Origin of the sequence: Glycomyces endophyticus (genome assembly GCF_039531525.1) — a bacterium.
GTDB lineage: Bacteria > Actinomycetota > Actinomycetes > Mycobacteriales > Micromonosporaceae > Glycomyces > Glycomyces endophyticus.
Genome location: NZ_BAAAQF010000036.1, coordinates 26,062 through 32,479 on the forward strand (window position 1 = coordinate 26,062; position 6,418 = coordinate 32,479).

The following is a 6,418-nucleotide window of genomic DNA, read 5'->3' on the forward strand; positions in this document are numbered from 1 at the left end:
CAGTGTTGCGAGCGCCACTCACTTTGTCAATGGGTTGTAGTAAGGCTCGGGGTAACGATTTGCGCGCGGTTCCCTTGGGGGCACTCGCTTCTCGGAGACGAGCGTTCGCGCAGCGTGCAGCCTTGGAAGCGCCCCCGCGGCGGTGACGCGTGGGGCGCTTGGGACTGCGGCGGCGGGCCGTCGGGCCGCTGCCGCGCGGTATTCGGATGGGGCGCTGGGGGTCCGGTCAGCGGCGGCTGCGGGACCCGACGGTGTTCAGGCGGTTCAGGTGGCCCTCCAGGGCGAGCGCGGCGGCGCCGAGGGCGACCATGTTGCGCTCCTGGGTGTTCCGCTTGAGGCGGGCGGCCTTGAGCGGGGCCTCCATAGCGTGGTCGGCGAGGCGGCGCTCGAACTCGGGGACGAGGGCGTCGCCGAGGGCGGCGGTGACCCAGCCGTCGAAGACGACGAGGTCGGGGTTGACCAGGTTGAGCAGGTTGGCGACGCCGGCGGCGAGCGACTCGGCGACGGTCTCGACGGTGCGGACGGCGGCGGGCTCGCCGGCCTCCCAGGCGGCGGCGAGCGCGGCCATGGCCTCGGTCTGGGACCCGGCGGCGTCGCGGCCGTCGAGCCGGGCCCACTGCCGCAGGATCGCGGGGGCGCCCACATAGGCCTCGATGCATCCCTTCGCGCCGCAGCGGCACTGGGGGCCGGCGGGGTTGATGGTGGTGTGGCCCCACTCCCCCGCGGAGTTGGTGGCGCCGCGGTAGAGCTGGCCGCCGAAGGCGAGGCCGGCGCCGACGCCGGTGCCGAGGATGAGGACGGCGAGGCGGTCGACGCCGCGGCCGTCGCCGAACCAGAGCTCGCCGACGGTGATGGTCTTGAGGGGGTTGTCGAGGTAGACGGGGACGTCGAGTCGCAGCCGCTCGGTGAGGAGCTGGCGGAAGGGGACGTCGTGCCAGTTCCAGTTGGGGGCGAAGCCGGAGACGCCCCAGGTGACGTCGACCTGGCCGGGGAGGCTGACGCCGACGCCGAGGATGGCGCGGTCGCCGAGGCGGCCGCGGACCTGGTCCATTGCGGAGGCGATGTGGCCGATGACCTGGTCGGGGCTGTTCTCGCTGGCCTCCATGCGCTCTTCGACCCTGTCGACCACGGTGAGTGCGAGGTCGTACACTTCGAGTTGCACGTACGTCTCGGCGACGTCGACGCCGATCATGACGCCGCCGCCCGCGTTCGGGGCGAGCAGGGCGCGGGGGCGTCCGCCGCCGGAGTCCTCGCGGCCCACCTCGACGACGACTCCGAGTTCGATCAGGTCGGTGACCAGGTTGGACACCGTCGCCACGGACAGGTCGGTCTCGCGGGCGAGGATCTGGCGGGAGGTCGGCGCGTCGGCGATGAGGTGCCGCAGGACCGCGAAGCAGTTGCGGAGGCGGATGTCGCGCGAGGTGGACTTCATGGCTGAATGCTACGGCGGGAACGCCACTTTGTAAATGGGTTAGTTGAAGTGGCGGCCTCCGGTTCGTCCGGCGACGGCCGTGGGCGCCGCCGCGGCCGGTATGCTCTGGTGCGGTTTTCGGCGACATCGAGGGGGACGGCATGGAAGCACGCGTGCTCGGCAGGACCGGCGCGAGCGTCGGCGTCGTGGGGTTCGGCGCCTGGCAGATCGGGGCCGACTGGAGCGAGGTCAGCGAGTCCGACGCCGAGGCGGCCCTGGAGGCCGCGGCCGCGGCGGGCGTGACCTTCTACGACACGGCCGACGTCTACGGCGACGGCCGCTCCGAGCGCATCGTCGGCGCCTTCCGCAAGTCCCATCCGGGCGTCGTCGTCGCCACCAAGATGGGCCGGCGCGCCGAGCAGCTCCACGCGAACTACAGCGAGGCGAACTTCCTCGCCTGGAACGACGACTCGCGCTCGCGCCTCGACATGACACCGCTCGACCTGGTGCAGCTGCACTGCCCGCCGACGAGCGTCTACGGCGACGACACGGTGTTCGCCGCCCTCGACGCCATGGTCGCCGACGGCCGCATCGCCCACTACGGCGTCAGCGTCGAGACCTGCGAGGAGGCCCTGGCCGCGATCGCCCGTCCCGGCGTCGCCTCGGTGCAGATCATCCTGAACCCGTTCCGCCAGAAGCCCCTCGAACGCGTGCTCCCGGCCGCCGCGGACGCCGGGGTCGGCGTCATCGCGCGCGTCCCCCTCGCCTCCGGCCTCCTGTCGGGCAAGTACACCGCCCGCACCGAGTTCGCCGCCGACGACCACCGCAACTACAACCGCCGCGGCGAGGCGTTCGACGTCGGCGAGACCTTCGCCGGCGTCGACTTCGCGACCGGCCTCGAAGCGGTCGAGCGCCTCCGACCCCTCGTGCCCGACGGCATGACCATGGCCCAGTTCGCCCTCCGCTGGATCCTCGACCAGCCCGGCCTCACCGTCGTCATCCCCGGCGCCCGCAACGCCGCCCAGGCGGAGGCCAACGCGGCCGCGGCCGCCTTCGCGCCCCTCGGCGACGACCTCCACGCCGAGGTCGCGAAGGTCTACGACGACCTCGTCCGCCCGCAGGTCCACCACCGCTGGTGACGGCCCGGGCGGGCGTCAGACCGAAGGCTCCCAGGGCACCTCGGCGCTGAAGCTCGCCCCCAGCAGCCGCGCCAGGTTCCAGTAGTCGTCCTCCTCTACACCGGTCTGGTCCCCGAGGAGCATCCGCGCCGGCGGGAACGCCCGGCCCTCCCGCAGCTGCGCGATCTCGACCAGGCGCGCCCGGTCGGCCTCGGCGTCGGCCGGCGCCTCCAGGCTCGCCAGCGCGGCGCGCAGCGCCGGCTGGAACGTGCCCGGCTCCCACAGCCCCTCGATCTCGTCGAGCTCGATCGTCAGGTACGCCCCGGGCGCGTCGGCGACCGCGCGGCGCAGCATCGCGGCGTGCTCGTCCAGCGGCCCCTCACCGGCGAAGAGCCGGTTGAGCACGGGCACGGCGGCGTCGAGCCGGGCGAGCGCGAGGTCCTTGCCGACCAGTGGCGCGACGGCCTCGACCACTTGGTCCACCGCCTCCTCGGCCGGGGTCTCGACCTCCACGAAGTCCCCGTCCGGCCCGAACTCGTAGTAGACCGCGTCCGGATCGGGTTCGATCACGATCGTCTGCGCGACCAGGTCCGCGGGCCGGAACAGCGCGAGCCACAGCAGCGGCACGCACCGCACGTCATACGCGACGACATCGGTGTCGGGCACGAAGCCCTTGTCGGTGGTCGAGGGGTACAGCGTCCGCTGGTCGGTCGCGCACAGGTACGAGGAGTTCGGCATCCCCGCAGCCTAGATCGCCCCGCCGACACCGGCTCGGAGGATCACTCGCAGGGCGGAGGCGGCGGTCCGATGCGGCTCGGGTGGGGCTACTGGTCACCGGTCCAGTGGTGGACGACGAGGGCGAGGGCGTCCATGGGGAGGCAGCCGTAGCCGAGGACGGTGTCGTGGAAGCCGCGGATGTCGAAGCGCGGGCCGAGGGCCTGTTCGGCTTCGGTGCGCAGGCGCTGGATCTCCAGGCGGCCGACCATGTAGGCGAGGGCCTGGCCGGGCGCGGCGATGTAGCGGTCGATCTCGGTCTCGACCTCGATCGGGGCGGTCGCGGTGTTGGCGGCCATGAACTCGACTGCTTGGGCGCGGGTCCAGCCGAGGGCGTGGAGGCCGGTGTCGACGACGAGGCGGCAGGCGCGCACGGACTCCTCGCTGAGCATGCCGAGCCGGTCGAGGTCGCTCGAGAACAGGCCCATCTCGTCGGCCAGGCGTTCGGCGTACAGGCCCCAGCCCTCGCTGTAGGCGTTCACGTCGGCGATCCGCTGGAACAGGGGCACGTCGGTGAGCTCCTGCGCGAGCGCGATCTGCAGGTGGTGGCCGGGGACGGCCTCGTGGAACGCGGTCGTCTCGGCGCTGAACCGGTCGCGCTTGTCGGCCTCGTAGGTGTTGGCGAAGTAGATCCCGGGCCGGGCGCCGTCGAGCGCGGGCAGCACGTAGTAGGCGGAGGGGGCGCCGGGGGCCTCGCCGTCGGGGACCGGTCTGACGGTGCAGCTCTGGGACGGCAGGCGCCCGAACCAGGCCGGGGCGGCCGCCTCGGCGCGTGCGATGGCCTCGCGGGCGGCGTCGAGGAGTTCGTCGCCGTCGCGCCAGCGCAGCGCGGGGTCGGTGCGCAGCCGGTCGAGGGCTTCGTCGGCGTCGCCCGTCCGCAGGGCGCGGGCGCCGGTCTCGGCGATCTCGTCGCGGAGGCGGCCGACGAGTTCCAGTCCGAGGTCGTGGAGTTCGCGGGCGGTGCGGCCGGTGGTCGTGTGGTACTTGACGAGTTTGGCGTAGTAGTCGTCGCCGCCGGGCAGCCAGGTCAGTCCGGGCCGCTCGTCGGGCCGCGTGTGCGGCAGCACCTCGTCGCGGAGGACGTCGCGGTAGCGCGCCAGCGCGGGTCTGAGGGCGGTCTCCAGGAGGCGGTCGCGTTCGGCGCGGAACGCGACGGCGTCGACGCCGCTGTCGGGGGCCGGCTCGGTGTCGGCGAGCACCTCGATGCGGTCTGAGGCGAGGATCCGTTCGAAGTAGGCGATCGTCGACTCGGTGAGGCGGTGCACGGGGACCCGCCCGGCCGCGACGCCGTCGCGGTGGCGCTGGGCGATCGCCTCGAACACGTCGGGGAGTGCGGCGAGGCGCGCGAGGTGGCCGTCGGCGTGGCGCTGCTCGGCGACGCCGACCATGCCGAGCAGCACGAGCGTCTCGACGGCCGGGCTGAAGAGCGTGTCGGAGACGGTGTACTCGGGCGCGCGGACGTGCACCTGGTCCTGTGCGGCGGCGATCTGTTGCAGCAGCACGGTTCTGGTGACCTGCTCCGTGAGGGCGAGCGCGCTCGGGTCGACGGCCTCGGCCCGGGCCCGGAGGGCCGCGAGGCGGCGGACGTACGCCTCGCCGCCGGCTTCGCTGTGGTCGGGGAGCCGGTCCTCGCGGCCCTCGACGCCGAGGAGGGAGGCGCCGATCGGGTGCCGGTCGAGGAGCACGTCGAGGTACTCCTGCGACAGGGTCGCGATCTCGGTGGGGGCGGGGGTGTTCGAGGGGGAGGTCATGAGTGGATTATCCCCAGATCCGCTGTCCGGTGGGGTCCCGTGCGGGTTTCCGGGGCGCGGTCGGGGTCGTTGACAGTGGGAGCGTCGAAGTACTATAGTACTAACATACTAGCTATATAGAGATAGCTCGGAGGCACTTCCACCCCAGCCGCGCGCGGCGCGGCGCCGTTCGTCGTGCCCGTCGCCGTTTCGGCACGGGTGAGGCGGGCGGTTCGATCGCAAGGAGCGGCCCCTCATGGACATCCTCAAGAAGACGGCGTTGTGGACGGGCATCGTCCTGCTCGGCATGTGCGGCGTGGTGCTGCTGGGCGGCGGGAAGATCACGTCGGGGATCCTGCTGATCGTCGTGGCGTTCGCGCTGGTGCTGACGGTCGGACGCAGGCGGCTTCCCCTGTGGGGGAACGTGGCGCTGACGGCCCTGGTGCTCGTCGTGCTGGGCCTCGTCGCGTGGAACGTCTCCACGACCGACCTGCCGCCCAAGGGCGTCGAGGCGGCGATGGCGTGCAGCGAGGCCGTCGACTACCCGTCGACCGGGGTCAGGCTGTTCGACCAGGCGGTGTACATCTTCAACGGGTTCGCCGCGCAGGCGGCGCCGTGACGGCGGGCGGTCAGAGCAGGTAGACCCGGCCGGTCTCGAACGACTCGATCGAGCGTGCGTACGCGCGGGCGACGTCGGCGGCGGGGACCGTGGGGAAGCCCGGGAAGGACTCGTCGTAGACGTCGAGCGACTCGGTGAGGACCGTGGGGCTCACGGCGTTGATCCGGAAGCGGCCCTGGAGTTCGAGGGCGCTGGCGCGGACCCACGCCTCCAGGGCGCCGTTGACGGCGGCGGCGATCGCGCCGCCGCGGATGGGTTCGCGGGCGAGGACGCCGGTGATGAGCGTGAACGAGCCGCCCTCGCGCACGTGCGCGGTGCCGCGGCGGACGAGTTCGACCTGGCCGAGGAGCTTGGAGTCGAGGCCGGCCCGCCAGGCGTCGCGGTCGAGGCCGTCCCAGGGCCCGAACGGGGTCGTGCCGGCGGTGCACGCGATCGCGTCGACGGTGCCGGCCTTGTCCAGGAGGCGTTCGATCTGGGCGGGGTCGGCGAGGTCGACGGGCCACTCCGGGGAGGAGCGGTGCGCCGCGATGACGTCGTGGCCGCGCGCGGTGAGGCCGTCGCGGACCGCCGAGCCGACGGTGCCGGTCGCGCCGACGAGGAGGATCTTCATGCGGGTGCCTTCCTGTTGCGGTGCAGCGGTTCAGCGCAGGGCGCGGGCGGGGTCCGGGTTCGCGGTGACCTGGACGGCGGCGAGGTCGATGTCGTCGGCGCCGGGCATGCGGCTGCCGGGGAGGGCGACCGCGGCGGTGCCCCAGGCGACGGCGGC

General features: G+C 73.0%; 6 protein-coding genes. 2 read left to right on the top strand and 4 right to left on the bottom strand.

What is annotated here, in order from left to right; all coding sequences use genetic code 11:
* Nucleotides 1-226: 226 nt before the first annotated feature.
* Nucleotides 227-1,432 carry an ROK family transcriptional regulator gene (locus tag ABD419_RS24810; protein ID WP_344492800.1) on the bottom strand — a complete coding sequence of 402 codons (1,206 nt, stop codon included), beginning with the start codon at nucleotides 1,430-1,432 and terminating at the stop codon, nucleotides 227-229.
* 140 nt (nucleotides 1,433-1,572) lie between these two features.
* Between ABD419_RS24810 and ABD419_RS24815 the strand changes: the two genes are divergently transcribed.
* Nucleotides 1,573-2,550: an aldo/keto reductase gene (locus tag ABD419_RS24815; RefSeq protein WP_344492803.1), complete on the top strand. Its 978-nt coding sequence runs from the start codon at nucleotides 1,573-1,575 to the stop codon at nucleotides 2,548-2,550.
* 15 nt (nucleotides 2,551-2,565) lie between these two features.
* On the opposite strand, the gene ABD419_RS24820 is transcribed toward ABD419_RS24815, so the two are convergent.
* The gene (locus ABD419_RS24820) at nucleotides 2,566-3,267 is read right to left on the bottom strand and encodes a hypothetical protein (protein ID WP_344492806.1); all 702 of its coding nucleotides are present in this window, start codon (nucleotides 3,265-3,267) and stop codon (nucleotides 2,566-2,568) included.
* An 86-nt stretch (nucleotides 3,268-3,353) separates the two neighbouring features.
* The gene (locus ABD419_RS24825; protein ID WP_344492809.1) at nucleotides 3,354-5,054 is read right to left on the bottom strand and encodes a DUF885 domain-containing protein; all 1,701 of its coding nucleotides are present in this window, start codon (nucleotides 5,052-5,054) and stop codon (nucleotides 3,354-3,356) included.
* Between the two features lie 235 nt (nucleotides 5,055-5,289).
* Here ABD419_RS24825 and ABD419_RS24830 point away from each other — a divergent pair, with 235 nt between their 5' ends.
* Nucleotides 5,290-5,652 (top strand): hypothetical protein, encoded by a 363-nt coding sequence (locus ABD419_RS24830; RefSeq protein WP_344492811.1) that lies wholly within the window; start codon nucleotides 5,290-5,292, stop codon nucleotides 5,650-5,652.
* Nucleotides 5,653-5,662: 10 nt separating this feature from the next.
* On the opposite strand, the gene ABD419_RS24835 is transcribed toward ABD419_RS24830, so the two are convergent.
* A complete protein-coding gene (locus tag ABD419_RS24835) occupies nucleotides 5,663-6,262 on the bottom strand; it encodes a short chain dehydrogenase (protein ID WP_344492814.1) in 600 nt (199 codons plus the stop codon).
* Nucleotides 6,263-6,418: the final 156 nt, after the last annotated feature.

Excerpts from the sequence above, each read along its gene's own strand:
- ABD419_RS24835 (WP_344492814.1), bottom strand. The coding sequence starts at position 6,262 with ATGAAGATCCTCCTCGTCGGCGCGACCGGCACCGTCGGCTCGGCGGTC.
- ABD419_RS24820 (WP_344492806.1), bottom strand. The coding sequence starts at position 3,267 with ATGCCGAACTCCTCGTACCTGTGCGCGACCGACCAGCGGACGCTGTAC.
- ABD419_RS24810 (WP_344492800.1), bottom strand. The coding sequence starts at position 1,432 with ATGAAGTCCACCTCGCGCGACATCCGCCTCCGCAACTGCTTCGCGGTC.
- ABD419_RS24815 (WP_344492803.1), top strand. The coding sequence starts at position 1,573 with ATGGAAGCACGCGTGCTCGGCAGGACCGGCGCGAGCGTCGGCGTCGTG.
- ABD419_RS24830 (WP_344492811.1), top strand. The coding sequence starts at position 5,290 with ATGGACATCCTCAAGAAGACGGCGTTGTGGACGGGCATCGTCCTGCTC.
- ABD419_RS24825 (WP_344492809.1), bottom strand. The coding sequence starts at position 5,054 with ATGACCTCCCCCTCGAACACCCCCGCCCCCACCGAGATCGCGACCCTG.